Raw genomic sequence first — 23856 nt, forward strand, 5'->3', positions numbered from 1 at the left:
AGTATTCTCCGAGCGAATTCCCGTACATGTTCCGAAGTTCTTCTGCCCCGATTCCTCGACCTCAAACGCCAAGGTTTCATCAGGGTTTCTCTCGCATTCCGGTCGTGTGATCGACTCCACATCGCGCCCGATTTGCACAGATAAATACGGGCAAAAGGGTGGCCATTCGCGCCCGCGCGAGTAACACATCGAGCCGCTCCCGCACACCCGCCTCCCCCGTGCAATCCGAGAAATTGCTCGGTAAATTCCCTCGGCATGACCGCAGCACAAGCAGCCACGACCCTGACTCTGGAAAGCCCACGCGTGGAGGACGGACCGGCGATGTGGCGCATCGCCCGCGATTCCCAGGTCCTGGACCTGAACTCCCCGTACAGCTATCTGCTGTGGTGCCGTGACTTCGCCGCCACTTCGCTGGTCGCGCGCGGCGCCGACGGCGACCCGATCGCCTTCGTCACCGGATACCTGCGCCCGGACCGCCCGGGCACCCTCGTCGTCTGGCAGATCGCCGTCGACGCGGAACACCGCGGTCGGGGCCTGGCCGGCGTGCTGCTCGACGCACTCACCTCGCGAGTCGCCCCCGACTCGGTCGAGACGACCGTCACCCCCGACAACACGGCCTCCGGCCGGCTCTTCACCGCCTACGCCGTGAGGCACGGGCTCCCTCTGGAGCGCGAGGTCCTCTTCGACGGGGGCCTGTTCCCCGACACGTCCGACGGCACCGGGCATCTGCCCGAAGTACTGCACCGTATCGGCCCCTTCCCCCACACCGGAGCTTCGCTGTGACCATCACCCCGCCCGAACTGAGCGTCTTCGAGACCCTTGAGTCGGAGGTGCGCAGCTACTGCCGCGGCTGGCCCACCGTCTTCGACCGCGCGCAGGGCGCCCGCCTCACCGACGAGGACGGCCACACCTACCTGGACTTCTTCGCCGGCGCCGGTTCCCTCAACTACGGCCACAACAACCCCGTCCTGAAACGGGCGTTGATCGACTACCTGGAACGCGACGGGATCACCCACGGTCTCGACATGGCGACCACCGCCAAACGGACCTTCCTGGAGACCTTCGAGGAGGTCGTGCTGCGGCCGCGCTCGCTGCCGTACAAGGTGATGTTCCCGGGGCCGACCGGCACCAACGCGGTGGAGTCCGCGCTGAAGCTGGCCCGGAAGGTGAAGGGCCGCGAGGCGGTGGTCTCCTTCACCAACGCCTTCCACGGGATGTCCCTCGGTTCGCTCGCCGTCACCGGCAACGCCTTCAAACGGGCCGGTGCGGGCATCCCGCTGGTGCACGGCACTCCGATGCCGTTCGACCAGTACCTCGACGGCCAGCTGCCCGACTTCCTCTGGTTCGAGAAGCTGCTCGACGACCAGGGCTCCGGCCTCAACAAGCCGGCCGCCGTGATCGTGGAGACGGTGCAGGGCGAGGGCGGCATCAACGTGGCCCGGGCCGAGTGGCTGCGCGCGCTCTCCGATCTGTGCCGGCGGCAGGACATGCTGCTCATCGTCGACGACATCCAGATGGGCTGCGGCCGCACGGGGGCCTTCTTCTCCTTCGAGGAGGCCGGGATCACCCCCGACATCGTGACGCTGTCGAAGTCGATCAGCGGCTACGGACTGCCCATGTCGCTGTGCCTGTTCCGGCCGGAGCTGGACGTCTGGGAGCCCGGCGAGCACAACGGCACCTTCCGCGGCAACAACCCGGCCTTCGTCACGGCGGCGGCCGCCCTCGACACGTACTGGGCCGACGGCCAGATGGAGAAGCAGACCATCTCCCGCGGCGAACAGGTCGAGCAGACCCTCCTCGCCATCTGCGAGGAGAACTCCGCCGACGGCGCGCACTACCGCGGCCGCGGGCTGGTCTGGGGCCTGGAGTTCGCCGACCGCGCACGGGCTTCCAAGGTCTGCGCGCGCGCCTTCGAGCTGGGGCTGCTGCTGGAGACCTCGGGCCCGGAGAGCCAGGTCGTGAAGCTCCTCCCGCCGCTGACCATCACGCCCGAGGAGCTGGACGAGGGGCTGCGCACGCTGTCCCGCGCGGTCCGCGAGACCGTGTGAACCACCCGTACCACCCCTAGACACAAAGGGAGTTGCACCACCGTGATCGTCCGATCGTTCAAGGACATCGAGAACACCGAACGCCATGTGCGGGCCGCGTCCGGCACCTGGGAGAGCAAGCGGATCGTCCTCGCCAAGGAGCGCGTCGGCTTCTCGCTCCACGAGACCGTGCTGTACGCGGGCACCGAGACGTCCATGTGGTACGCGAACCACATCGAGGCCGTCCTGTGTGTCGAGGGCGAGGCCGAGCTGACGAACGACGAGACCGGCGAGTCGCACTGGATCGAGCCGGGGACGATGTACCTGCTCGACGGCCACGAGCGGCACACCCTGCGCCCGAAGACCGACTTCCGCTGTGTCTGCGTCTTCAACCCGCCGGTCACCGGCCGGGAGGACCACGACGAGAACGGCGTCTACCCGCTGCTGACGGAGGAGGGCTGAACCATGACCGACGTGCTGACGAACACCGACCTGTACCCCACCCGCGGCGCCACCGAGGTGCTCACCCCCCGCCGTGACCCGGTGGTGTGGAGCGACGCCCCGGGTCTGGAGACCTTCGACCGCGACGGCTTCCTCGCCCAGCCGGATCTGCTGACCGACGACGAGGTCGCGGTGTACAAGCGGGAGCTGGACCGGCTGATCGCCGATCCGGCCGTACGGGCCGACCCGCGCGCGATCGTCGAACCGAAGACCGCCTCCGTACGGTCGGTCTTCGAGGTCCACCGGATCAGCGAGGTCTTCGCCCGGCTCGTGCGCGACGAGCGGGTGGTGGGCCGGGCCCGCGAGATCCTGGGGTCGGAGGTGTACGTCCACCAGTCGCGGATCAACGTGAAGCCGGGCTTCGGTGCCTCCGGGTTCTACTGGCACTCGGACTTCGAGACCTGGCACGCGGAGGACGGACTGCCGCGGATGCGGGCGGTGTCGGTGTCGATCGCGCTGACCGAGAACCACGACACCAACGGCGGCCTGATGATCATGCCGGGTTCGCACCGGACGTTCCTCGGCTGCGAGGGCGCGACCCCGAAGGACAACTACAAGCGCTCCCTGCAGATGCAGGACGCCGGCACCCCGTCGGACGAGGCGCTGACCTCGCTCGCGCAGGCGCACGGCATCCGGCTCTTCACGGGCCGGGCCGGCTCGGCGACCTGGTTCGACTGCAATGCGATGCACGGCTCGGGCGACAACATCACGCCCTATCCGCGCAGCAACGTCTTCATCGTCTTCAACAGCGTGGAGAACGCGGCGGTGGAGCCCTTCGCGGCGCCGGTGCGGCGCCCGGAGTTCATCGGCGCGCGGGACTTCACCCCGGTGCGGTGAGCCTCGCGCGGTCCGGGGCGAGGGGTGCGGGGGCCCGGGTGGGGCCCCCGCGAGTCCCTCACAGCGCCGGGTAGTCGGTGAAGCCTCGGTGGTCGCCGCCGAAGAAGGAGGCGCGGTCCGGGGTGTTGTACGGGCCGTCGCTCCGCAGCCGGGCGGGCAGGTCGGGGTTGGCGATGAAGAGCTGCCCGTACGCGACCATGTCCGCGGTCCCGTCCTCGATCAGCGCCAGCGACTCGGCCCCGGTCGGGCCCTCGGTCGCGGGGTTGAGGACGAAGGTGCCGGAGAAGCGCTTGCGCAGCGTGAGCGTCAGCTCGCGGATGCCCGGGACCGCCTCGGTGACGTGCAGATACGCGATGCCGAGCGGGTCGATCGCCTCGACGAGCGCGGTGTACGTCTCCTCCGGCCCGGTCTCGGCGATGTCGTTGTACGGGTTGGCCGGGGAGATCCGCAGTCCGGTGCGGCCCGGGCCGATCTCGGCGGCGACGGCCTCGACCACCTCGACGGCGAACCTGATCCGGTTCTCCACGGAGCCGCCCCATGCGTCGGTGCGGTGGTTGGAGCCCGGGGCGAGGAACTGGTGCACGAGGTAGCCGTTGGCCCCGTGGATCTCCACTCCGTCGAAGCCGGCGGCGACGGCGTTGCGCGCGGCGGAGGCGAAGTCGGCGACCGTCTCGCGCACCTCCTCCGCGGTCAGCTCGCGCGGGGTGACGAAGTCCTTGAGTCCGTCGAGGGTGTAGAGCTGCCCCTCAGGGCGGACGGCGGACGGGCCGACCGGGTGGAGGTCGCCTTCGAGGAGGTCGGGGTGGCCGATCCGTCCGGTGTGCATGAGCTGGGCGAATATCCTGCCGCCGCGCGCGTGGACGGCGTCGGTGACCTCGCGCCAGGCGGCCGTCTGCTCGGGGCTGTGCAGGCCGGGGGTGTTCGGGTATCCCTGGCCGACGGCGGAGGGCTGGGTGCCTTCGGTGATGATCAGGCCGGCGGAGGCGCGCTGGGCGTAGTACTCGGCCACCAGCGGGGTCGGGGTCCGGCCCTCGTTCTGGGCGCGGCTGCGGGTCATCGGGGCCATGGCGATGCGGTTGGCGAGCCGCGTGCCGGCCAGGTCGATGGGGTCGAAGGCAGTGGTCATGACGGTCTCCCAGCCATTTATGTGGTCGGCCAATCATCTGGCCGCCCTCACTGTAACTCATTACTTGGCCGACCAAGGTAATCTGGGACACCACCCCCGCAGGAGCTCGCCGCCAAGGAGCACGACATGCCCGAGTCCCCGTCCAGGCCCTCGTCGGACCCCGCCTGTAGCGGGGCGCTGCCGACCGCGGCACAGGGCGGACCGGTGAGTCACGCCCTGGCCCGGGTGGCCCGGCTGCACCGCATCGCCGCGGGCCGGCTGCTCAAGGAGGTCGGCCTCTTCCCGGGCCAGGAGTTCCTGATGATGTGCCTGTGGGACCGCGGGCCGGTGCGGCAGTCGGAGCTGATCAAGGCGATGGGGGTCGACGCCTCGACGGTCACCAAGATGCTTCAGCGCCTGGAGCAGAGCGGCCATGTGCGGCGCAGCCCCGACCCCACCGACCGGCGCGCCGTGCTCGTCGCGGCGGCCGACGGGGGCGGGGCGCTGCGGTCGGGGGTCGAGGAGGTCTGGACCGGCCTGGAGGAGTACTCCCTCGCCGGCCTCACCCCGGCCGAGCGGGCCGAGCTCGCCCGGCTCCTCGCGAAGGTCGAGGGGAATCTGTCCGCGGAGGCCGGCGCCGTGGAGACGGGCGGCTGCGCGGAGCCGAAGGCAGCGCGCGGGGCATAGGGCAGGCGGACCGGAGCCCGAGGCCGCGCGCGGGCGCAGGGCAGGCGGACCGGAGCCCGAGGCCGCGCGCGGGCGCAGGGCAGGCGGCGGCGCCGGAGCCGCGGCGATCGGCCCCGCCTTCCCTGCCCGGCTCGGGCCGCGCGGGGCTCGGGACCGGGCCGGCGGGGTCCGGGACCACGGCCCCGGACGGCGCCCCGGCGGCCCGGGCCGGGGGTTCAGCCGGCGAGGACCTCCAGGGCGCGGTCCACGTCCGCCGCGCCGTTGTAGAGGTGGAAGGACGCCCGCAGGAAGCCCGCACGGGCGGACACCAGGACGCCCGCCTCCTGGAGCGCGGCCCGGCGGTCACCGAGGCCCGGCACACCGACGACTCCGGAGACGTCCGCCACCGGCGCGTGCCCCAGCTCCACGAGCCCCGCCCGGAAGCGGGCCGCGAGCGCCTTGTTGTGCGCCTCGATCCGCTCGATGCCGATCTCCTCCAGCAGGGCCAGCGAGCGGGCGGCCCCGTGGTAGGAGAGGAAGGCCGGCGGCTCGTCGAACCGCCGTGCCGAACGCGCCAGTTCGCGCACCGGACCGTAGCTGTTGGTCCACAGCTCCTCACCGGTCACCCACCCGGCGTGGATCGGCACCAGGGTGTCCTGCGCCTCCTCGGTGACGGTGAGGAAGGACGCCCCGCGCGGGCAGAGCAGGAACTTGTAGCCACCGGCCACGGTGTAGTCCCACTCCCCCGCCCGCAGCGGCAGCCAGCCCGCCGACTGCGTGGCGTCGAGGAGCGTACGGGTGCCGTGCGCGGCGGCCGCGGCCCGTACCGCGGCGAAGTCGGCCGTCCGGCCGTCCGCGGACTGCACGGCGGAGAAGGCGACGAGACGGGTCTCGGGGCCGATGGACTCGGCCAGCCGTTCCAGCGGGACGAAGCGGGTCTTGAGGTCGCCCCGCACCGTGAACGGCGTGATGACGGAGCTGAAGTCCCCCTCGGGGAAGAGGATCTCGGCGCCCGCCGGCATCGACTGGGCGATCATCCCGACGTGGACCGATACCGAGCTGCCGACGGCGACCCGGTCCGGGTGGACGGACATGAGCCGGGCGAAGGTGGCCCGGGCCTCCGCGACGATCTCGAAGTCGCCGGCCCCCTCGGGCCGCCCGTCCGCCGTCTCCTCCGCGAGGAGGGTGACCGCCTCGATGGTGCGGCGCGGCAGCAGCGCGCAGGCGGAGGTGTTGAGATACGTCTGCTTCGGCGCGAACTCGGCTCCGCCGAGGGGTTCGATGGCATCCATGACCACAGCCTGGGGTCCCCCCGACCCGCCGTCAATTGCCTTTGATCATGGAGAGAAGCCAAGCCACGCTTATGTGCGCAGGTCAGAGGCGTGTCGGGGCGTGGAGCCGATGCGGACGCCGTCGAAGACCTCCGGAGGCGGGTGAAGCGGCTCGCCGGGAACGGCCCGGCCCCGGACGCATGGCGTCCGGGGCCGGGCTCCGAGAAGGAGCGGGGTCCCCGAGGATTGCGCCGGGCTCCGAGAAGGAGCGGGGGATCCGAGAAGGAGCGGGGGGCTCCGAGAAGGGGCGGGGCCCGTCAGACCTCGCAGGTGCCGTCGGCGTCGCAGGCGGCGGCGTCCCCGCCGACCGGCTGGAGCGTCCGGCCCTGCCACGCCTGCTCCAGGGCCTGGGTGAAGACCTCGGCGGGCTGCCCGCCGGAGATGCCGTAGCGGCGGTCGAGGACGAAGAACGGCACGCCGTTGGCGCCGAGTTCGGCCGCCTCGCGCTCGTCCGCCCGTACCGCGTCCGCGTACGCGCTCTCGTCGGCGAGCACGGAGCGGACCTCGGCCTCCTCAAGCCCCGCCTCGACCGCGAGCGCCACGAGGGTCTCGGCGTCGAAGACGGAGCGCTCCTCGGCGAAGTTGGCGCGGTAGGCGAGGTCGAGCAGCTCGTTCTGCCGCCCGCGCTGCTTGGCGAGGTGGAGCAGGCGGTGGATGTCGAAGGTGTTGCCGTGGTCGCGACCCTCGGTCCGGTACCCGAGCCCCTCGGAGTGGGCGTTGGAGGCGACGTGCGCCTCCATGGCGCGGGCCTCGTCCAGGGTGCGGCCGTACTTCTTCGCCAGCATGTCGATCACCGGGGCCGTGTCGCCCTTGGGCCGGTTCGGGTCGAGCTCGAAGGAGCGGTGCACCACCTCGACGTCGTCACGGTGGGCGAAGTCCGCGAGCCCCTTCTCGAAGCGGGCCTTGCCGATGTAGCACCACGGGCAGGCGATGTCGCTCCAGATCTCGACGCGCATGATCTTGCTTCTCTCCGGGGTCAGGGGATGTTCCAGGGGCGGGAACACCGCCGGGCGCCGGAATCATTCCGTCGCGGGCCCCACTGTGAGGCGGAGCACGAGGTGGCGGCCGGAGCGCGGGGCGTCGGTGTCCGGGGTCCAGCCCCGGGCGGTGTAGAAGGCCCGGGCCCGCTCGTTCCGCTCGAAGACCTCGAGCCGGGCGGTCTCGACGCCCAGGGACCGCCAGATGTCGACGCAGGCGCCGTGGAGCGCGCTGCCGATCCCGTCACGCCACAACGCGGGCAGGACGTGCAGCTGGGTGAGTGTCATGACCCCGTCGACCGGCCCGTAGGCGGCGACGCCCACCGGGCGGCCGTCCCGCTCGGCACACAGCACGGTGCCGCGCTCCACGGCCCTGCTCCACCCCTCCCTGGTGCGGGCGAGTTCCTCGGGGCCCTCGAACTCGATGTCGGGGATGTGGCCGCGGTAGTAGCTGGCCCGGGCCTCCAGGTGCAGATCGGCGATGGCGTCGAGGTCGTCGGCGGTGGCGATTCTGATCATGCTGCCGGGGACGCGGCACCGCCGCCCGCGGTTGCGAGCCGGCCGAAGGATCCACGGCATGGCACGGGGGCCCGGGGGGCGGTTCGGCGTGAGGGCGGGACCGCTGGACGGCGAGGGAACCACGGCGGGGCGCGGGGAGCGGCATGAGGGCGGGACCGCCGGGCGGCTGGGCGGTCACGGCTCCGGTGACGGCTCCGGCGTCGGGGCTGCCGCGGCACCGACGGCCGTGGTCACGCCCGCGCTCCGCGCCGATGCGCGGCGGTACTGGCCGGGGGCCATTCCGTACTCCCGCTTGAACGCCTTGGCGAAGGCGAACTCCGAGGTGTAGCCGGCGTGCTGGGCGACCGCGCGGAGCGGGGTGTCGTCGGTGCGGAGCAGCCGTCCCGCCGTCGTCATGCGCCACCAGGTCAGATACGCCAGCGGCGGACGGCCCACCAGGGCGGTGAAGCGGCGGGCGAAGGCCGCGCGGGAGAGGCCGCCCTCGGCTCCGAGCTCCTCGACCGTCCACGACCGGGCGGGGTCGGCGTGGATCGCGCGGAGGGCCGCGGTGACGACCGGGTCGCTCAGGGCGGCGGACCAACCGGTGGCGCGGTCGGGGCGTTCGGTGAGCCACCAGGTGCGCAGCATCAGGACGAGGAGGGTGTCGAGCAGGGCGGGCACCAGGGCGTCGGATCCCGGCTGGGGGTCGGCGAGTTCGGCGCCGAGCAGGTCGACCGCGGCGCGCAGCCGGGGGTGGGCGCCGGCCCGGGCGGGGATGTGCACGTACGGCGGCAGCTCGGTGAAGAGGGGATGGGCCCTGGCCCTGCTCACCTGGTACGCGCCGCAGAGCAGCAGGGTCTCGTCCTCGCGGGCGGGGGACCGGTCGGGCGGGGTGGGCCAGGAGCCGTCGGGGGCCTGCACGGCGTCGACGAGCGGGGCGTCGGGGCGGGCGGCGAGCCCGTGGCCGGTGCCGTGGGCGAGCAGCACCACGTCACCGGGGCGGAGTTCGACGGGCTCGCCCTCGCCCGGCGGCATGAGCCAGGCCGCCCCCTGGACCACCACGTGGAAGCCCGCGCCCTTGGCGGGCGGGAAACGGAGGCCCCAGGAACCGGAGTTGACGGTACGGGAGGAGTGCGGGCGCCCGGTGCGCATGGCCGCGACGGCGTCGCTCAGTACGTCCATGGCCGCACCGTACCGCGAGACGGACGGACATGACGGGGAGGTCCTGGGACATGGAACGTCTCGCCGCGCCTGCCTACGGTCGAGCACATGACGACCGACATGACGACCGACACCACGATGGGCACCACGACCGGCACGACGACACGCGCGGTGCTGTTCCACGAGCTCGGAGGCCCTGAGGTCCTCACCGTGCAGGAGGTTCCGCTTCCCGCGCCCGGCCCCGGCGAGGTGCTCCTCCGCGTCGAGGCGATCGGCATCAACCGCGCCGAGGCCCTGTTCCGCTCGGGCGCGTACTACTACCCCGCCACGCTCCCCGGCTCCCGGCTCGGCTACGAGGCGGCGGGGGTGGTCGAGGCGGTCGGCGCGGGTGTCACCGCCTTCGCCGTCGGTGATCCGGTCATGGCGGCCGCCAACTTCGACTTCGGTGTGCACGGGGTGTACGCGGAGCGGGTGGTGCTGTCCGAGGAGTACGTGGTGGGCAGGCCCGAGGGCGTGGACGCGGTGGTATCGGCCGCCTCGTGGCTGACGTACTCGACGGCGTACGGCGGCATGGTGGAGGCGGGCGGGCTGCGCCCGGGCGACACGGTGGTGATCACGGGAGCGTCCAGCGGGGTGGGGACGGCCGCGATCCAGGTGGCGCGCCGGATCGGCGCGGTACCGATCGCGACGACGCGGGGCGAGGGGAAGCGGCAGAGGCTGCTCGACCTGGGAGCGGCTCGGGTGATCACGACCGAGAGCGAGTCCGTGGTGAAGGAGGTGCGGCGGTTCACCGGCGGCCGGGGCGCGCGGCTGGTGTTCGACGCCGTGGGCGGGCCGGGCTTCGCGGAGCTGGGGAACGCCCTGGAGCCGGGCGGCACGGCGGTGCTCTACGGCTGGCTCGATCACCGGCCCGCCACGGTTCCGATGAACTGGCCGCTCACCGTGCGGGGTTACGCCAACGGCGCCGTGGTGCGCGACGAGGAGGGGCGACGCCGGATCGCGGGGTTCATCGGCTCGGGCCTGCGCGACGGCTCCCTGGCGCCGGTGATCGCCCGGACCTTCGAGGGTCTGGAGCGGATCACCGACGCCCATCGGCTGATGGAGTCGGACACCCACGTCGGGAAGATCGTCGTGCGTGTCTGACCGGGCCGGGCCGGGTCAGCGGCGCGGCAGCCCGAGCGGGTTGCCGTCGCGGAGCTCCGGCGGGAGCAGGTGCTGCGGCGTCGACTGGTAGGTGACCGGGCGCAGCCAGCGCTCGATCGCGGTCGCGCCGACCGAGGTGAAGGTGGAGGTGGTGGCGGGGTAGGGGCCGCCGTGGTGCTGGGCGCCCGCCACCGCCACACCGGTCGGCCAGCCGTTGACGAGCACACGGCCCGCCAGCGGGGTCAGTTCGGCGAGCAGGGAGACGGCTTCGGGGTCCTCGTCGGCCATCTGGAGGGTGGCCGTGAGGTTGCCGGGGAGCAGGGCGAGGACCGCGGTGATCTCGTCCCGCGAGGCGTAGCGGACGACGAGGGTCACGGGGCCGAAGTACTCGCTGACGAAGGCACCGTGGTAGCCCTTGCCGTGGCGCTCCAGCAGGAGCTCGGCGTCGAAGGTCAGGAAGCCCGCCCGGACGGTGGACGGCCCGGCGGGGCCGGGCTGGACGGGCGCGGTGACGCCCTCGGACTCGGCGAGCTCGTAGGTCCCGGTGAGGAAGTTCCCCCGCATCCGGCGGTCGAGCATCACACCGGGCTCGACCGCGCCGATGGCCTCCGTGAGGGAGGCGACGAAGCGGTCGCCCGCCTCTCCGGCGGGCGCCAGGACGAAGCCGGGCTTGGTGCAGAACTGCCCCTGGCCCATCGTCACGGAGCCGGCGAGCCCGGCCCCGATCTCCTCGGCCCGCTCCTCGGCCGCGGCCTCGGTGATCACGACCGGGTTCAGGGAGCCGAGTTCGCCGTGGAAGGGGATGGGCACGGGCCGGGCGGCCGCCGCGTCGAAGAGCGCCCGTCCTCCCTGTACGGAGCCGGTGAAGCCGGCCGCGGCGACGAGCGGGTGGCGGACGAGCTCGACGCCCGCGTCGAAGCCGTGGACCAGGACCACCACGTCCTCGGGGAGGCCGGCCTTGACCGCGGCCCGGCGCAGGACCGAGGCGCAGAGTTCGGAGGTGGCCGGGTGGTCGGGGTGGGCCTTGATCACGACCGGGCAGCCGGCCGCGAGGGCGCTGGCGGTGTCGCCGCCGGGGACGGAGAAGGCGAGCGGGAAGTTGCTGGCGGCGTAGACGGCGACGACGCCGAGCGGGATCTTCCAGCGGCGGAGGTCGGGGCGGGGCGGGGTCGTGGCCGGGTCGGGCAGGTCGATCCGTATGTCGAGGAAGGATCCCTCGTCGACGACGTCCGCGAAGGACCGCAACTGGGCTGTGGTGCGGGCGAGTTCGCCCGTGAGCCGGACCGGGCCGAGCGCGGTCTCGGCGTCGGCGGCCTCGATGACGTGCGGTCCGGCCTCGTCGAGGAGGTCCGCGGCGGTACGGAGCAGGGCGGCTCGCGCCGTACGGTCGGCGAGCGCCTCGCGGGTGGCCGCCGCGGCACGGACGGCCCGGTCGATCTCCTCCGCCGTGGCCTCCACCGCAACCTGTTCACGCGGCTTCCCCGTTCGGGGGTCCACACTCCACACTGGTTGAGCTGCCACCTCGACGCCCCTCGCTCGCACCCCGTTCGCTATTCTGAACAGAGTTCCTGTAGATGAATCAGGACTCTATTGACGGGCGTGCCGTCTCCACAAGAGGCACCAACAAGAGGGGCGAGGGCGATGTCGACTGCCGACACGGGTGGGGCCCAGGTCAAGTCCGCGGTGCGCACGGTGGAACTGCTGGAGTACTTCGCCGGTCGTCCCGGGATGCACTCGCTCGCCGCCGTCCAGGAGGCCGTCGGCTACCCCAAGTCCAGCCTGTACATGCTGCTGCGCACCCTCGTCGAGCTGGGCTGGGTGGAGACGGACGCGACGGGCACGCGGTACGGCATCGGCGTGCGGGCCCTGCTGGTCGGCACCTCGTACATCGACGGCGACGAGGTCGTGGCCGCCGCCCGCCCCACCCTGGACCGGCTCTCCGACGACACCACCGAGACCATCCACCTGGCACGGCTGGACGGCACCAACGTGGTCTATCTGGCGACCCGTCAGTCCCAGCACTATCTGCGGCCGTTCACCCGGGTCGGGCGCCGGCTGCCCGCCCACTCGACCTCGCTCGGCAAGGCGCTGCTCGCCACCCACAGCGACGAGCAGGTCCGCAAGCTGCTCCCGGAGACGCTCCCGGCGCTGACCGAGCACACGATCACCGACCGCGAGCAGCTCATCGAGGAGCTGCACCTCGTCCGCGAGCAGGGGTACGCCGTGGACCGCGAGGAGAACACCCTGGGGCTGCGCTGCTTCGGCATCGCCATCCCGTACCGGACCCCGGCGCGGGACGCGATCAGCTGCTCGGTGCCGGTGGCCCGGCTGACGCCTGGACACGAGCAGATGATCAAGGACGCGCTCTTCGACGCGCGCGACCGGCTGACGCTGGCGACCCGCCGCCTCTGAGCCGGGGCCGGGCCCCGCCACACTGAGCCAGGACCGGGCGGCGCCGCCTCTGAGCCACGGCCGGGCCCCGCCGCCCCTCGGTCAGGACCGGGCGGCGAGCGCCCGCTGCCACACCGGGCTGTCGACGTAGTGGTTGTCGTACCGCTCGGAGGACTCCTTGATCTCCTCGAAGCTCGCTTCGCCGCGCATCACGCGCCCGAGCAGCCGCAGATAGTCGAAGCGGGTCATGCCCGGCGTGAAGACGAAGAGCACGTCGGCCTCGGCGCCCGGAGCCGCGGCGAAGGCGTGCGGGGTGTGCGGCGGCACGAGCAGGAAGTCACCCTGCTCCAGCACGGTCAGCTCCTCGCCGAGCAGCACCTGGAGCGAGCCCCCGAGCACGTAGAACATCTCCGACGCCTTGGTGTGGAAGTGCGCCGGGGCCCCGACGGCGCCCTTCGCGAAGGTCGAGCGGTAGCTGGTGAGCTGCCCGCCGGTGGTGTCGGAGTCGGCGAGAAGGGTCATCACGCTGCTCGGGTCCGCGGTGGTCTCGGCGGTGGCGGCGCGGGCGAGGAGCGGGGCGAAGGGCTGCGTCGTGTTCATGAAGATCATGCTACGGAGATCAGTGACCCGGTGAGGGGTGCATTTCCGCCCTGAAAACATGGGTCAATTCCCGAGGAGGAAGGCGGTCTCCCCCGCGCGGCGGAGGCGGTTCGTCGGCGGGAACGAGGTGGCGCGCCCGGTCCTCGCGGGAGCGTGGGGCCATGACACCGACCGCCCAGCTCCCCGCCCCCGCGCCGGCTTCCCGGCCGGACCTCGCCCGCCGCGTCCTGCGCGCCCTCGCCGTCGTGGCCTGCCTCCCGTACATCTCGCTCAAGCTCGCCTGGATCGCGGGAAGCGAGATCGGCATCCCGGCCGGCAGCGTGCTCCTCGACCACCGGACGCTGCTGATCGTCGCCAACGCCGTCTCCGTCGTGATGGACACCGCGGTGGTCGTCCTCGCGCTGCTGCTCACCCAGCCGTGGGGCCTGCGGGTGCGGGCCTGGCTGCTCGCGTTCCCGCTCTGGGCCGCGACCGGGCTGCTGTCCCCGATCATGGTCGGCTTCCCCGCGCAGCTCGTGGTCTCCCTCCTCACCGGCCCGGAGCGGACGGGGTCCCGCGAACCCTTCCTCGACGAGTGGGTCTTCGGGGTCGTGTACGGCGGCTTCATCGTCCAGGGACTCGCGCTCGGCACGCTCTTCGTCCTCTACGCACGGGAGCGCTGGGCGCACGTGTGGCGCGGCGCCTCGGTTGAGCTGCCGGACCGGCTCTGCGGCACCGGCACCCGCGTCGCGGCCGTCGTCGCCTCGCTGCTCGCCCTGGTGCCCGCCGCCGTCCATCTGATGTGGGGGCTCGGCTCGACCCGGGGCCTCTCGGCCGCGCAGATCGCCCGGCGGACCGACGACTTCTACGTCCTGGAGTGGGTACGGGCGCTGTTCGTCGCCGTCGCCGTCGCCGGTGTGCTGATGCTGGTCCTCCGGCGGGCCCGGTCGCTGTCGGTCCGTACGCCCCTGGGCCTGGCCTGGCTCGGCACGGGCGCGGTGGGGTGCTGGGGCGCGTACATGACCCTGGTGACGCTCATGCCGGAGACCGATCCGGCCGATCCGTTCACCGGCCTGGCGCGGCTGACCTACGCTGGGGAAATGATCACCGGGTTCCTGCTGGCCGGCTGTCTGGCCGTCTTCCTCCGGCGGCGGAGTGCGAGCGCGTGAGGCGTCGGTTCGTGCCGGTCCTGGGGCAGCGGGCCAGGTTCCGCTGGATCCATCTGATCCTGGGCGGCGCCGTGTTCATGCCGTACTGGCTGGTCGGCACCGTGGTCATGGGATGGGTCGCCGGCGGGGAGTCGATGTTCGCGGCGAGCCTGGGCGTCCAGTTCGGGGCGTACGCGATCGGCCTGCCGCTGGCCGCGATCACCGCGCTCTTCCCGCTGACCCGGCCGATGTCCGTGGCGGCGGTTCGGGCGCTGTGCGGGATTCCCGCGGACCGGCTCGCCGACGCTCCGGCCCGCGGCCGGAGCGCCAAGGCACGGACGGCGGGCTGGTTCACGCTCCATGTGGGAGTCGGCGCGCTGGTGAGCGGGGCGACGCTGGCGCTTCCGCCGTTCGCGGTCACCGTGATGGCGCTGCCGCTGTCGGCGTCGCTGCGGGAGTCGGAGCTGACGTCGCTGTGGGGTCTGGACCGGCCGTGGGCACAGTGGTTCGGGGTCCCGGCGGGTCTCGCGATGCTCCTCGCGCTCGCCGCCGTCGCCGCGGCCGCCGGGGAGCTGCTGGCCCGGCTGGCACCGAGGCTGCTCGGGCCGAGCCCGGCGGACCGGCTCGCGGCGGCCGAGCGGCGCGCCGCCGAGCTGGCCGTGCGCAACCGGCTCGCCCGCGAGCTGCACGACTCCGTCGGCCACGCCCTGAGCGCGGTGACGCTGCAGGCGGGCGCGGCGCGCAGGGTGCTGGACAGCGATCCGGAGTTCGTCCGCGAGGCGCTCGCGGCGATCGAGGAGACGACCCGGCGCACGGTGGGCGAGCTGGACTCCGTCCTCGGGCTGCTGCGTCAGGGCGAGGACGACGGGCAGCTGCCGGGATTGCCGCTCGACGCGCTGGACTCGCTCGTGAGCGGCGCGGGGCCACGAGTGGAGCTGACGGTGACCGGGGACCTGGACCGGGTGCCGGAGGCGGTGTCGAGGGAGGCGTACCGGATCGTCCAGGAGGGCCTGACGAACGCGGCCCGGCACGCGGACGGCGGGCGGGTGACCGCGCGACTCGCCCTGCGCGACGACGAGTTGGAGATCACGATGGAGAACCCCCTGCCCGCCCGCGCGCCGGTGGCCCGCCCCGACGGCGGCCGCGGCCTCCTCGGCATGGCGGAGCGCGCCCGGCTCCTGGGCGGCACGTCGGAGGCCGGCCCGGTCGACGGCGCCTGGCGCCTCGCGGTGCGACTGCCCCTGGGAGGCGGCCGGTGATCGGCATCGTGCTGGCGGACGACGAGCGGATGGTGCGGACCGCGCTGCGGGTGATCCTCGACGCGGAGCCCGACCTGGAGGTGGTGGGCGAGGCGGCGACGGGCGCCGAGGCGGTGTCGGTGGTGCGCGAGCGGCGGCCGGACGTGGTGCTCATGGACGTGCGGATGCCGGAGATCGACGGGATCCGGGCGACCGAGCAGATCCTGGCGGGGATGGCGGAGCCGCCGCGGATCGTGATGGTGACGACCTTCGAGAACGACGCGTACGTGTACGACGCGCTCCGGGTGGGAGCGGCCGGTTTCCTGCTCAAGAGAGCCGCGGCCGAGGAGCTGGTGGACGCGGTCCGGCTGGTCGCGCGCGGTGACTCCCTGCTCTACCCGTCGGCGGTCCGCGGGCTCGCCACCGCACACGCCCGCCGCCGTCCCCCGGCCGCGCCGCCCTGGGTGGCCCGGCTGACCGAGCGGGAGGCGGAGGTGCTGCGCCAGGTGGCGAAGGGCCTGACGAACGCGGAGATCGCCGGGCGCATGGGCGTGGGCCCGGCGACGGTGAAGTCCCATGTGGCGGCGGTGCTGGCGAAGACGGGGGCCCGGGACCGCACCCAGGCGGTGATCCTGGCGTACGAGTCGGGGTTCATCAGCCCCGGGTGACGACGGCCCCGGACCGGGTCCCGGGACGGTCGGCGTACGGCCGCACCGGCCCCGCGGCCGTCGTCCGCGGCCGAGAAGCCGACGCGTGCGCGGGCGCTCACCCTCCGGCTCCGGCGAGGGCCTCGGGGAGGGCCTCGGGGCGGCGGGCGTCGCCGACGCGGGTGCGGCGCGGATGAACGTTTCCTGAGAAACGGGACACATCCGGAACGCCGCGCCCCCTCCCGCTCGTCCCGCATATGGGATGAACAAGACGATCAGGCGCGCCTCGGTCTTCTCGCTGCTCCTGGTGCTCGCCCTGCTGGGCCGGGCGACCTGGGTTCAGGCGTACGAAGCCAAGGCCCTCGCGGACGACAAGAAGAACCGGCGGAACGTGATGGCGCAGTACGCGCAGCCGCTCGGGAACATCATCGTGGCCGGTTCGCCGGTCACCGGATCGAAGGAGACGCAGGGCAGCGATCTCGCGTACAAGCGCAGCTACACCGACGGCGAGCTCTACTCGGCCGTCACCGGCTACAGCTCGCAGGCGTACGGGGCCACCCAGCTGGAGGGGATCTACTCCGATGTCCTGGACGGCACCGACACCCGGCTGAAGAACCCGCTGGACGCCCTCACCGGCAAGCAGCAGGAACCCGGTGACGTGCTCACGACCATCGATCCGGCCGTGCAGAAGGCCGCCTACGAGGCGCTGGGCGAGAAGAAGGGCGCGGCCGTCGCCATCGACCCGAAGACCGGCCGGATCCTGGGCATGGTCTCCACCCCCTCGTACGACCCCTCGAAGATCGCCGGCCTCACCGACGGCTCCAGCTGGCAGGAGCTGACCACGGACACGGACAAGCCGCTGGTCAACCGGGCACTGCGGCAGCCGCTGCCGCCCGGCTCCACCTTCAAGCTGGTCGTCGCAGCGGCCGCGCTGGAGAACGGTCTGTACGGCTCCGTGGACACGCCGACCGCCAGCCCGAACCCGTACAAGCTGCCCGATTCCACCCGCTATCTGGAGAACGAGAACGCCTCCGCCCCCTGCGAGAACGCCACCATCCGCACCGCGCTCCAGTACTCCTGCAACAACGTCTTCGCCAAGATCGCCGTCGATCTCGGACAGGACAAGGTCAAGGCGATGGCGGAGAAGTTCGGCTTCAACGACGCCGAGCGGGACGTGCCCGTCCGCGCCTACGCGAGCGTCTACCCGTCCGGCATGGACAGGCCGCAGACGGCGCTCACCGGCATCGGCCAGTTCGACGTGACGGCGACGCCGCTCCAGATCGCCATGGTCTCCGCGGCGATCGCCAACGACGGGCTCATGGCGGCGCCCCACATGGTCTCGAAGGTCGTCGACTCCGACGGCGACGCCCTGGAGTCCTTCGAGGACGGGGACACCGAGCGGATCGTCTCCTCCGAGACGGCCGAGCAGCTGCGCAGCGCGATGGTGACCGTGGTCGACAAGGGCACCGGCACGAACGCGGCGATCCCCGGCGCCGAGGTCGGCGGCAAGACCGGCACCGCCCAGCACGGCGAGAACAACAGCAAGACCCCGTACGCCTGGTTCACCTCCTACGCCAAGGACTCGGACACCGGCAAGGAGGTCGCGGTCGCCGTCCTGATCGAGGACTCCGGGGCCGCCCGCTCCGAGGTCAGCGGCAACGGGCTCGCGGCCCCGGTGGCACAGAAGATGATGAAGGCGGCGCTGAGGTGACCTACCGGTCCAGGGGCCTCGCCATGAACAGGGCGGTCTCGCCCTCGGACTCGGTGCCCGTGTAGAGGGTGGTGTCCAGGCCGCAGAGCCGGAAACCCATGCGCCGGTAGGCCCGTACCGCCGGGACGTTGACGCTGGTGACCTCCAGCCAGGCGGTACGGGCGCCGTGCTCGCGCCCATGGGCCAGGGCGCGGCGCATCAGCTCGCCGCCGACGCCCCGGCCGCGGTGGGCGGGCGCGACGGTGACCTGGTGCACGACGAGCCGCCGGTTCCACTCCTCCACGCCGACGGCGATGAAGCCGACGGGCGTGCCGTCGGCGTCGACGGCGACGATCTCGTGCACGTCCGGCTCCGCGCCGTCCTCGTCCTCCGCGGGGAAGACCTTGACGAGCGGCGGGTCGACGGCGACGAGCCGGAGGCCGAACCCGACGTCCCCGGCGGCGACTTCGTAGACGTGTTCCGTGGTGAAGGAGTCGTCGAGGGCGGCGAGCGCCGATTGGTCGGCGGGCCCCGCGACACGGTATGCAAGGTCACTCATGAACCGAGCATAGTTTCGATCTCGCGGAGGACCGCCGTGCGACTGCCCCGTTCCCTGTCCGGCTGGACCATGGCCGTCTTCGGACTCCTCGCGGCGGCGCTGGGGGTGGTGGGTCTCGTGGCCCCCGACGCCCTGCTCACCGTCATGGGCTTCGAGCCCGTCCCGGACGCGAGCCGTTCGGACGGGGACCACACCCTCGTCTTCCTCACCGCCTCCTCGATGGCCGCGCTCAACATGGGCGTCTACTACGTCCTCGCCGCACTCGCGGACTGGAAGCCCTTCTTCCGCTGGACGGTCCCGTTCCGGCTCCTCACCTGCGCCGTCTTCACCCTCGCGGTCGTCACCGGCCGCGCGCCGGCGGGCTTCCTCGGCGTCGGCCTGTGGGAGGGCCTGGGAGCCCTGGTGACGGGAGCCGCCCTGCGGTACGAGAACCGGGCACGGAAGAATGCCGTGGCATGAACGCGCGGCCTTCCGGCACCCTGGTCGCGACGCCGTGACGCGGAGGCCGCGAAGGCCCTGCGGACGGGCCGTCCGCCCGGACGGTGACGGGGCGTTCGTGGTTCTGGAGCCGGTCGAGGAGAAGTACTGATGCACGATCCGCTCGCGGGGCTCGACGCCATCGGCTGGGGCGGGCTGCGGCACGCCTACGGATCGGCCGACGACGTTCCCGGGATGCTGCGGGACCTGTACCGGCCGGAGAAGGCCGCCCGGGCCTCCGACGACCTGCTCACCCACGTCCACCACCAGGGCGGATGCGTCGTGACCTCCGCCGCGCCCGCCGTGCCGTACGTGCTCCGGGCCGCGGTCGACCCGGGCATCGAGCCGGCCGTCCGCCAGGAGCTGGTGGAACTGCTCGGCGCCATCGCCTACTCGGGCAACACCGCCGAGGCCCGCTTCGTCGACAGGGCCTGGCCCGCGGCATGGGACCTGGCGGTGACGGCACTCCTCCCCCTGCTCGACGCGCCGGAGGCCGCGATCCGCCTGGCGACCGCGGACGCCCTCGCCGAGGCCCAGCACCGGGCCGACGAGGTGATCACGGCGCTGCGGGCCCGGTGGGCCGTGGAGCCGGACGCGGATACCCGGAACCAACTCGTCGACTCCGTCGGATCGTTGACGCCTCACTCCGAGGACCAGCGGGATGCGTCCCTCGGCTGGCTGCGCGGACTGACGGACGGCGGCGAGCCGGCGGGCGTCCGCCTCGCCGCCGTGAAGGCGCTGCACACCGCACGGCGGGGGCAGGCCGACGGCGCCTCCGCGCGGACCGTGTCCGAGGTCCTGCTGGGCACCGATCCGGCAACCTGGCAGCCGGGCACCGCACGCGTCGAGTGGACCGTGACGCGCACCGTCGGCCTGCTGAACAGCGACCCGACGGAGCAGATGACCGCGATCCGGAGCCTGCTGGCACATTCGGACGCGGCCGTGCGGACAGGTGCGCTGAAGGCGGCGGCCGACGCGATGGCCCGGCGGCGCTCCGCCGTGCCCGCGCTGCTGCCGGCCGTCGCCCCCCTGCTGTCCGACCCCGAGCCCGAGAACCGGCTCTTCGCCGCCCGCGTCCTCGGCATGTGCGGCCGGGCTGCCCGCCCCTGGGCCGACGCGCTGGCCGCCATGGTCACGGACGAGGGCGAGCCGTACCTGCCCGCGCAGGACCACGCCGTCTGGGCGCTGTCCCGGCTCGGGGACGCCCGGTGCGTACCCCCGCTCGTGGAACGGCTCGCCGGGGAACGGCTGGGGTTCGCGGACCACGAGACGTATGCCGACGGCTGGTGGACCCACGCGCAGAGCCTGGTCGAGACCGCGGGCGGTCTCGCCGCCCACGCCGCCGTCCTGCTGCCGCCGCTGCGGACCCGGCTCGCGGCCGCCTCGGCCCTCGGCGAGCGCCGGGCGCTCTGCCGACTCCTGGAGCGCTGGGGTCCGGCGGCGGCTCCCGCGATCCCCGAACTGCTGCCCCTCCTGGACACCGACTGCGCCGTGTGGGCGCTGGACGCGCTCGCCGCGATCGGCCCCAGGGCCGCGGAGGCCGTGCCCCGGGAGCGACTGCGGGCTCTGCTCCCAGACCCTTCCGAGGGCTGGTCGTTCGCGGGGCCCGCCCTCGCGCTCGCGTACGGACGGCTCACCGGCGACCGGGAGCCGGCGCTCGCCCTGCTGCTTCCCCGGATGGGCGAGCCGTACGGCCGGGGCAGCGCCGTCACGCTGCTCGAAGAGCTGGGGCCCGCGGGGGCGCCGCACGTCCAGGAGCTGCGCGCACTCCTCACCCGGCACAGGACGAACTGGCTACCGCTGCGCGCGGGCGCGGCGCTGTGGCGGATCACCGGAGAGACGGACGAGGTCGTCCCCGTGCTCGTCGGGGCGATCGAGCCCTTCGCCGGGGAGAGCGGGAAGGCCACGCGCGCGGTCACCGAGACCGTCAGACTGCTCGGCGAGATCGGCCCGCCCGCCGCCGAGGCCGCGCCCTTCTTGCGCCGCTTCCTCGACGCCGACGAGCGGCCGGTCAGGCACGGGACCTGGCGCTCGGTCCCGGAGGACGACGAGCTGCGCGACGTCGCCCGCGCCGCGCTGCTCGCCGTCTCCCGTACGGAAGGCGCTACTTGACGCCGAGCAGCTGCTCGATCGGGTCGATCGCGAAGTAGACGGCGAACAGCGCCGCGGTCCCCCAGAGCAGCCAGTGCACCTCGCGCGCCTTGCCGAGGACGGCCTTGATGACGACATAGGCGAGGAATCCCGCGCCGATGCCGTTGGTGATCGAGTACGTGAAGGGCATGACGGCGATCGTGAGGAAGGCCGGAACGGCGATCTCGTAACTGGTCCAGTCGATGTGCCGGACCTGGGCCATCAGCAGGAAGCCGACCGCGACCAGGGCGGGCGCGGCGGCCTGGGCGGGGACGACGGTGGCGAGCGGGGTGAGGAAGAGGGCCAGCGTGAACAGTCCGCCGGTGACCACCGAGGCGAAGCCGGTGCGGGCGCCCTCGCCGACGCCGGCCGCCGACTCGATGTAGGAGGTGTTCGACGAGGCGGAGGCGGCGCCGCCCGCGGCGGCGGCCACACCGTCGATGAGGAGGACCCGGCCGAGGTGCGGCACCTTGCCGTTCTCGTCGAGGAGCCCGGCCTCGCTGGAGACGCCGACGACGGTGCCCATGGTGTCGAAGAAGTCGCTGAGCAGCAGGGTGAAGACGAGCAGGACGAGGGTGACGACGCCGATCTGCTCGAAGGCGCCGAAGAGGCTGAACGAGCCGACGAGCCCGAAGTCGGGAGCGGCGACGACGTCCGAGGGAACGGCCGGGACGGTCAGGCCCCAGGCCGCCGCCGGGATGTCGGCGAGCTCGTTGATCACGATCGCGACGAGGGTCATCGCGACGATGGAGAGGAGGATCGCCCCCTTCACCTTGCGGACCATGAGGGCGACGGTGAGCAGGACGCCGAGACAGAACACGAGGATCGGCCAGCCGGAGAGGTGCCCGCCGGCGCCGAGCTGGACGGGGACGGTACCGGTCTCGCCGGGGATGCGGGTCACGAACCCGGCGTCGACGAATCCGATGAAGGCGATGAAGAGGCCGATGCCGACGCTGATGGCCTGCTTGAGCGCCTGCGGGATGGCGTGCATGACGGCCTCGCGGAGCCCGGTGACCACCAGGACGCAGATCAGGACGCCTTCGAGGACGACGAGCCCCATCGCGTCCGGCCAGCTCATGAGGGGTGCGAGCTGGAAGGCGACGACGGCGTTCAGTCCGAGTCCGGCGGCGACGGCGAGCGGGAGGTTCCCTCCCACGCCCATCACGACGGTCATCACGGCCGCCACCAGGGCCGTGACGGTGGCCAGTTGGGCGCCGCTGAGCTGGTGGCCGAACTTGTCCTCCGCGCTGCCCAGGATGATCGGGTTGAGCACGATGATGTAGGCCATGGTGAAGAACGTGGCGAGGCCGCCGTGTATCTCCCTGCCGAAGGTCGACCCTCTGTCGCTGATGGCGAAGTACCGGTCGACCGGGTTGGTTCTGGTGTCGAACATGACTCTCCTCGGGACGGCTGGCTGGATTGTGCCCAGCCATGCGCCCTTTCAGGTGTCCCCGGTGTTACGCCGCCGGTCTCCGGCCCCCCTCTAGGGCAATTGCCCGATCCGCGTCGGCCACCTCAGGGGCCACGCTGCCGGGATGACGGGAACAACGGGTGGGAGAGGAACCGCCGGTCTCTATCTGACCGGCGTCCTGGTGTCCGGTTTCGGCACGACGGCGATGTGGCTGGCATCGGGGATCTGGGTCAAGTCCCTGACCGGCTCGGACAGTCTGGCGGCCCTCACCGTGTTCGCCCTGTGGGCCCCGGCGCTCGTCGGCCCGCTGCTCGGCACGGTCGCCGACCGGATGCGGCGACGGCCGCTGATGGTCTGGTCGAACCTGGCGATGGCGGCGCTGCTGCCGACCCTGCTGTGGGTCGACAGCGCGGACCGCGTGTGGCTGCTCTTCGCCGTGCTCGTGCTGTACGGGATCCAGGGCACCGTCCATGAGGCGGCGGAGGTCGCACTGGCCTCCGCCGCGCTCGACCGACGGCTGCTCGGGGACTTCAACGGGCTGCGGATGACGGTGAACGAGAGCGTGAAACTCGTCGCCCCGCTCGCCGCGGCCGGGCTCTTCGCCCGGTACGGCGGCGGCCCGGTGGCGCTGCTCGACGCGGCGACGTTCGCGCTGGCGGCGGGGGTGTTCGCACGGATGCGGGTGCGGGAGGAGAAGCCGGTGCGCCCGGCGTCTGCGCACTGGCTCCGGGACACGGCGGAGGGCCTGCGGACCCTGCGCTCGTCTCCGGTGCTGCGTCCGCTCGTCCTGACCGGTGCGTTCACCATGCTGCTGGCCGGGATCAACGGGGCGGCGGTCTACGCGGTCGTGGACCGGGGGCTCGGCCACCCGCCCGCGTACGCGGGGGTGCTGTACGCCGTCCAGGGCGCGGGCTCGGTCGTCGCGGGCCTGGCGGCCGGGCCGCTGCTGCGCCGGGTCTCCGAGCGGCTCCTGTCCGCCGCCGGGCTCGCCCTGTTCGCCGTGGCGGCGGGCGTCCGGGCCGTCCCCCACGACGGGGTGGCGCTGGGGGCGAGCGCCCTGATCGGGGTGGGTCTGCCCTGGGTTCTGGTCGCCGTGATGACGGCGGTCCAGCGGGAGGCCCCGGAGACCGCGGTGGGCCGCGCCGCGGCGACGGCCCACACCCTGGTCTTCGTCCCGAACGCGATCGCCCTGGCGGCGGGCGCGGGCCTGGTGGCCGTCGTCGACGTCCGGCTGCTGCTGCCGCTGCTGGCCGTCGCCGGCCTGGCCGGGGCGGTCGTGTCGGCCACCCGGGGCGCGCTCGCGCGCGTGGCCGCCCCGGCGAGGGCGGACGTCTGAGGCG

The 23856-nt window shown here is 72.9% G+C and carries 23 protein-coding genes; 14 read left to right on the top strand and 9 right to left on the bottom strand.

All coding sequences use genetic code 11. The features are described 5' to 3' along the window. Positions 1 to 255 precede the first annotated feature (255 nt). The 4 genes from ectA to thpD are packed head-to-tail and all read left to right on the top strand — an operon-like array spanning position 256 to position 3365. Complete coding sequence (gene ectA, locus AB0D99_RS26145) at positions 256 to 783, top strand: diaminobutyrate acetyltransferase (protein ID WP_362366985.1); 528 nt, start codon at positions 256 to 258, stop codon at positions 781 to 783. Continuing rightward, the gene (ectB, locus tag AB0D99_RS26150) at positions 780 to 2048 is read left to right on the top strand and encodes a diaminobutyrate--2-oxoglutarate transaminase (protein ID WP_362366988.1); all 1269 of its coding nucleotides are present in this window, start codon (positions 780 to 782) and stop codon (positions 2046 to 2048) included. Before ectA ends, ectB begins: the two co-directional genes overlap by 4 nt. A 42-nt stretch (positions 2049 to 2090) precedes the next feature. Further along, positions 2091 to 2489 carry an ectoine synthase gene (locus tag AB0D99_RS26155; protein ID WP_362366991.1) on the top strand — a complete coding sequence of 133 codons (399 nt, stop codon included), beginning with the start codon at positions 2091 to 2093 and terminating at the stop codon, positions 2487 to 2489. Between the two features lie 3 nt (positions 2490 to 2492). Continuing rightward, entirely contained in the window at positions 2493 to 3365 is an 873-nt protein-coding gene (gene thpD / locus AB0D99_RS26160; protein ID WP_362366994.1) for an ectoine hydroxylase, read from the top strand. Positions 3366 to 3423: 58 nt separating this feature from the next. Here thpD and AB0D99_RS26165 read toward each other — a convergent pair whose 3' ends face one another. Next, complete coding sequence (locus AB0D99_RS26165; RefSeq protein ID WP_362366998.1) at positions 3424 to 4491, bottom strand: alkene reductase; 1068 nt, start codon at positions 4489 to 4491, stop codon at positions 3424 to 3426. 126 nt (positions 4492 to 4617) lie between these two features. Here AB0D99_RS26165 and AB0D99_RS26170 point away from each other — a divergent pair, with 126 nt between their 5' ends. Then, positions 4618 to 5157, top strand: a complete 540-nt coding sequence (locus AB0D99_RS26170; RefSeq protein ID WP_362367001.1) for a MarR family winged helix-turn-helix transcriptional regulator — start codon at positions 4618 to 4620, stop codon at positions 5155 to 5157. Between the two features lie 215 nt (positions 5158 to 5372). Here AB0D99_RS26170 and AB0D99_RS26175 read toward each other — a convergent pair whose 3' ends face one another. The 4 genes from AB0D99_RS26175 to AB0D99_RS26190 form a co-directional block, all read right to left on the bottom strand. Then, positions 5373 to 6428 carry an aminotransferase class V-fold PLP-dependent enzyme gene (locus AB0D99_RS26175; RefSeq protein WP_362367004.1) on the bottom strand — a complete coding sequence of 352 codons (1056 nt, stop codon included), beginning with the start codon at positions 6426 to 6428 and terminating at the stop codon, positions 5373 to 5375. 296 nt (positions 6429 to 6724) lie between these two features. Next, positions 6725 to 7423: a DsbA family oxidoreductase gene (locus tag AB0D99_RS26180; RefSeq protein WP_362367007.1), complete on the bottom strand. Its 699-nt coding sequence runs from the start codon at positions 7421 to 7423 to the stop codon at positions 6725 to 6727. Positions 7424 to 7486: 63 nt separating this feature from the next. Then, positions 7487 to 7963, bottom strand: a complete 477-nt coding sequence (locus AB0D99_RS26185; RefSeq protein WP_362367010.1) for a GNAT family N-acetyltransferase — start codon at positions 7961 to 7963, stop codon at positions 7487 to 7489. A 174-nt stretch (positions 7964 to 8137) separates the two neighbouring features. Continuing rightward, on the bottom strand, positions 8138 to 9124 hold the full coding sequence (locus AB0D99_RS26190; RefSeq protein ID WP_362367013.1) for an AraC family transcriptional regulator: 987 nt from the start codon (positions 9122 to 9124) through the stop codon (positions 8138 to 8140). A gap of 87 nt (positions 9125 to 9211) precedes the next feature. On the opposite strand from AB0D99_RS26190, the gene AB0D99_RS26195 reads away from it, so the two are divergent. Continuing rightward, on the top strand, positions 9212 to 10246 hold the full coding sequence (locus AB0D99_RS26195; RefSeq protein WP_362367016.1) for a zinc-dependent alcohol dehydrogenase family protein: 1035 nt from the start codon (positions 9212 to 9214) through the stop codon (positions 10244 to 10246). Between the two features lie 15 nt (positions 10247 to 10261). On the opposite strand, the gene AB0D99_RS26200 is transcribed toward AB0D99_RS26195, so the two are convergent. Next, the gene (locus AB0D99_RS26200; protein WP_362367019.1) at positions 10262 to 11767 is read right to left on the bottom strand and encodes an aldehyde dehydrogenase (NADP(+)); all 1506 of its coding nucleotides are present in this window, start codon (positions 11765 to 11767) and stop codon (positions 10262 to 10264) included. 120 nt (positions 11768 to 11887) lie between these two features. On the opposite strand from AB0D99_RS26200, the gene AB0D99_RS26205 reads away from it, so the two are divergent. Then, positions 11888 to 12658: an IclR family transcriptional regulator gene (locus AB0D99_RS26205; RefSeq protein ID WP_362367022.1), complete on the top strand. Its 771-nt coding sequence runs from the start codon at positions 11888 to 11890 to the stop codon at positions 12656 to 12658. 81 nt (positions 12659 to 12739) lie between these two features. Here AB0D99_RS26205 and AB0D99_RS26210 read toward each other — a convergent pair whose 3' ends face one another. Continuing rightward, positions 12740 to 13237 (bottom strand): cupin domain-containing protein, encoded by a 498-nt coding sequence (locus AB0D99_RS26210; protein WP_362367025.1) that lies wholly within the window; start codon positions 13235 to 13237, stop codon positions 12740 to 12742. Positions 13238 to 13398: 161 nt separating this feature from the next. On the opposite strand from AB0D99_RS26210, the gene AB0D99_RS26215 reads away from it, so the two are divergent. The 4 genes from AB0D99_RS26215 (at position 13399) to AB0D99_RS26230 (ending at position 17960) form a co-directional block, all read left to right on the top strand. After that, positions 13399 to 14385 carry a hypothetical protein gene (locus AB0D99_RS26215; RefSeq protein ID WP_362367028.1) on the top strand — a complete coding sequence of 329 codons (987 nt, stop codon included), beginning with the start codon at positions 13399 to 13401 and terminating at the stop codon, positions 14383 to 14385. After that, the gene (locus AB0D99_RS26220; RefSeq protein ID WP_362367030.1) at positions 14382 to 15623 is read left to right on the top strand and encodes a histidine kinase; all 1242 of its coding nucleotides are present in this window, start codon (positions 14382 to 14384) and stop codon (positions 15621 to 15623) included. The genes AB0D99_RS26215 and AB0D99_RS26220 overlap by 4 nt, the downstream gene beginning before the upstream one ends. 29 nt (positions 15624 to 15652) lie before the next feature. Continuing rightward, positions 15653 to 16270 (top strand): response regulator transcription factor, encoded by a 618-nt coding sequence (locus AB0D99_RS26225; RefSeq protein WP_362367168.1) that lies wholly within the window; start codon positions 15653 to 15655, stop codon positions 16268 to 16270. Between the two features lie 241 nt (positions 16271 to 16511). After that, a complete protein-coding gene (locus AB0D99_RS26230) occupies positions 16512 to 17960 on the top strand; it encodes a penicillin-binding protein 2 (RefSeq protein ID WP_362367033.1) in 1449 nt (482 codons plus the stop codon). 1 nt (position 17961) lies between these two features. Here the strand turns inward: AB0D99_RS26230 and AB0D99_RS26235 are convergent, their stop codons facing one another. Beyond that, complete coding sequence (locus tag AB0D99_RS26235; RefSeq protein WP_362367036.1) at positions 17962 to 18498, bottom strand: GNAT family N-acetyltransferase; 537 nt, start codon at positions 18496 to 18498, stop codon at positions 17962 to 17964. Positions 18499 to 18567: 69 nt separating this feature from the next. Here AB0D99_RS26235 and AB0D99_RS26240 point away from each other — a divergent pair, with 69 nt between their 5' ends. Further along, on the top strand, positions 18568 to 18957 hold the full coding sequence (locus AB0D99_RS26240; RefSeq protein ID WP_362367171.1) for a hypothetical protein: 390 nt from the start codon (positions 18568 to 18570) through the stop codon (positions 18955 to 18957). 129 nt (positions 18958 to 19086) lie between these two features. Further along, positions 19087 to 21087: a HEAT repeat domain-containing protein gene (locus tag AB0D99_RS26245; protein WP_362367039.1), complete on the top strand. Its 2001-nt coding sequence runs from the start codon at positions 19087 to 19089 to the stop codon at positions 21085 to 21087. On the opposite strand, the gene AB0D99_RS26250 is transcribed toward AB0D99_RS26245, so the two are convergent. Beyond that, complete coding sequence (locus AB0D99_RS26250) at positions 21080 to 22498, bottom strand: NCS2 family permease (RefSeq protein ID WP_362367042.1); 1419 nt, start codon at positions 22496 to 22498, stop codon at positions 21080 to 21082. The genes AB0D99_RS26245 and AB0D99_RS26250 overlap by 8 nt on opposite strands. Positions 22499 to 22640: 142 nt before the next feature. Here AB0D99_RS26250 and AB0D99_RS26255 point away from each other — a divergent pair, with 142 nt between their 5' ends. Next, positions 22641 to 23852: an MFS transporter gene (locus AB0D99_RS26255; RefSeq protein WP_362367045.1), complete on the top strand. Its 1212-nt coding sequence runs from the start codon at positions 22641 to 22643 to the stop codon at positions 23850 to 23852. Positions 23853 to 23856: the final 4 nt, after the last annotated feature.

The sequence above is a fragment of the Streptomyces sp. NPDC047971 genome (assembly GCF_040653355.1).
Lineage (GTDB): Bacteria > Actinomycetota > Actinomycetes > Streptomycetales > Streptomycetaceae > Streptomyces.

Coding starts and splice junctions, on each gene's coding strand:
- ectA (WP_362366985.1), top strand. CDS start 256: ATGACCGCAGCACAAGCAGCCACGACCCTGACTCTGGAAAGCCCACGC.
- thpD (WP_362366994.1), top strand. CDS start 2,493: ATGACCGACGTGCTGACGAACACCGACCTGTACCCCACCCGCGGCGCC.
- AB0D99_RS26165 (WP_362366998.1), bottom strand. CDS start 4,491: ATGACCACTGCCTTCGACCCCATCGACCTGGCCGGCACGCGGCTCGCC.
- AB0D99_RS26170 (WP_362367001.1), top strand. CDS start 4,618: ATGCCCGAGTCCCCGTCCAGGCCCTCGTCGGACCCCGCCTGTAGCGGG.
- AB0D99_RS26175 (WP_362367004.1), bottom strand. CDS start 6,428: ATGGATGCCATCGAACCCCTCGGCGGAGCCGAGTTCGCGCCGAAGCAG.
- AB0D99_RS26180 (WP_362367007.1), bottom strand. CDS start 7,423: ATGCGCGTCGAGATCTGGAGCGACATCGCCTGCCCGTGGTGCTACATC.
- AB0D99_RS26185 (WP_362367010.1), bottom strand. CDS start 7,963: ATGATCAGAATCGCCACCGCCGACGACCTCGACGCCATCGCCGATCTG.
- AB0D99_RS26190 (WP_362367013.1), bottom strand. CDS start 9,124: ATGGACGTACTGAGCGACGCCGTCGCGGCCATGCGCACCGGGCGCCCG.
- AB0D99_RS26195 (WP_362367016.1), top strand. CDS start 9,212: ATGACGACCGACATGACGACCGACACCACGATGGGCACCACGACCGGC.
- AB0D99_RS26205 (WP_362367022.1), top strand. CDS start 11,888: ATGTCGACTGCCGACACGGGTGGGGCCCAGGTCAAGTCCGCGGTGCGC.
- AB0D99_RS26210 (WP_362367025.1), bottom strand. CDS start 13,237: ATGAACACGACGCAGCCCTTCGCCCCGCTCCTCGCCCGCGCCGCCACC.
- AB0D99_RS26215 (WP_362367028.1), top strand. CDS start 13,399: ATGACACCGACCGCCCAGCTCCCCGCCCCCGCGCCGGCTTCCCGGCCG.
- AB0D99_RS26225 (WP_362367168.1), top strand. CDS start 15,653: ATGGTGCGGACCGCGCTGCGGGTGATCCTCGACGCGGAGCCCGACCTG.
- AB0D99_RS26230 (WP_362367033.1), top strand. CDS start 16,512: ATGAACAAGACGATCAGGCGCGCCTCGGTCTTCTCGCTGCTCCTGGTG.
- AB0D99_RS26235 (WP_362367036.1), bottom strand. CDS start 18,498: ATGAGTGACCTTGCATACCGTGTCGCGGGGCCCGCCGACCAATCGGCG.
- AB0D99_RS26240 (WP_362367171.1), top strand. CDS start 18,568: ATGGCCGTCTTCGGACTCCTCGCGGCGGCGCTGGGGGTGGTGGGTCTC.
- AB0D99_RS26245 (WP_362367039.1), top strand. CDS start 19,087: ATGCACGATCCGCTCGCGGGGCTCGACGCCATCGGCTGGGGCGGGCTG.
- AB0D99_RS26250 (WP_362367042.1), bottom strand. CDS start 22,498: ATGTTCGACACCAGAACCAACCCGGTCGACCGGTACTTCGCCATCAGC.
- AB0D99_RS26255 (WP_362367045.1), top strand. CDS start 22,641: ATGACGGGAACAACGGGTGGGAGAGGAACCGCCGGTCTCTATCTGACC.